Origin of the sequence: Legionella norrlandica (genome assembly GCF_000770585.1) — a bacterium.
In the GTDB taxonomy this organism is placed as follows: domain Bacteria; phylum Pseudomonadota; class Gammaproteobacteria; order Legionellales; family Legionellaceae; genus Legionella; species Legionella norrlandica.
The window spans coordinates 1-765 of sequence record NZ_JNCF01000124.1 but is presented as its reverse complement, the minus strand read 5'-3'; the positions used below and the strand labels follow the sequence as shown (position 1 = coordinate 765).

Sequence of the window (765 nt, the reverse complement as noted above, 5' to 3'; positions counted from 1 at the left end):
TTGACACGATTGATTGCTCAGTACAACAAAGTGAACACATACGGAGTCACTTATAAGCTGAATGGGAAAACAATCACGGAAAAGCATTTTGATTTCAATAATACCCTCATCAAAGAGCTGCAAGCACAAGTGGATTCAATAAATGCTCCAGGGGTTAAAAATTGGGCGGCCATTGATAAGCAGTGGCGAGAAGATGTTGGTGGTGCACAAAAACAACTACCTATGCACGTTGTTAATGAATACTGCTCTAATGAGCCATTTTATCCGGTGCCGAAGTTTACCTCACAGCCAAAATCATCGAAACAATTCTATAATTGGACTACTGAGAAGAATGAAAATTGGTTTAGTGGTGATTCTAAGTTGTCGGTTGATTTTGCAATATATAAAGGCGCACTGTGGCGCTGTCGGTCTGGGGTGCGTGAGGCCGGCCTTCGGGTATCTGCGGTTTGCGTCGATTTGGATGCCATGACGGCATTATGTAAAGTAAGAACAAACGATTTTATCGATCTCAAATCGCAACTTGAAAACCAGATGACGCCAGATAATCATCACCAAGTGTTTCAGATTTGACTGAATTGACATCATGTCGATGAAGTAGCTCGGCGGCGTAAGCCGCCACATGCTCATCCCAGCATGAGTCCAAAAACCATAAAAGCAAGTCCTGGTATAACCAGTGTGCTACTGTTCTCACCCACCACAGACACCATCGATGCAAGTAACTGATGATTCGCTGGGAAGAAACCCCAGTGCGACACGAGGTCGCCA

General features: G+C 44.3%; 1 pseudogene. It reads left to right on the top strand.

The window, feature by feature from the left end:
- Window positions 1-570 (top strand): annotated as a pseudogene (locus tag OK13_RS13675) (F-box protein); the annotation flags it as partial.
- Window positions 571-765: the final 195 nt, after the last annotated feature.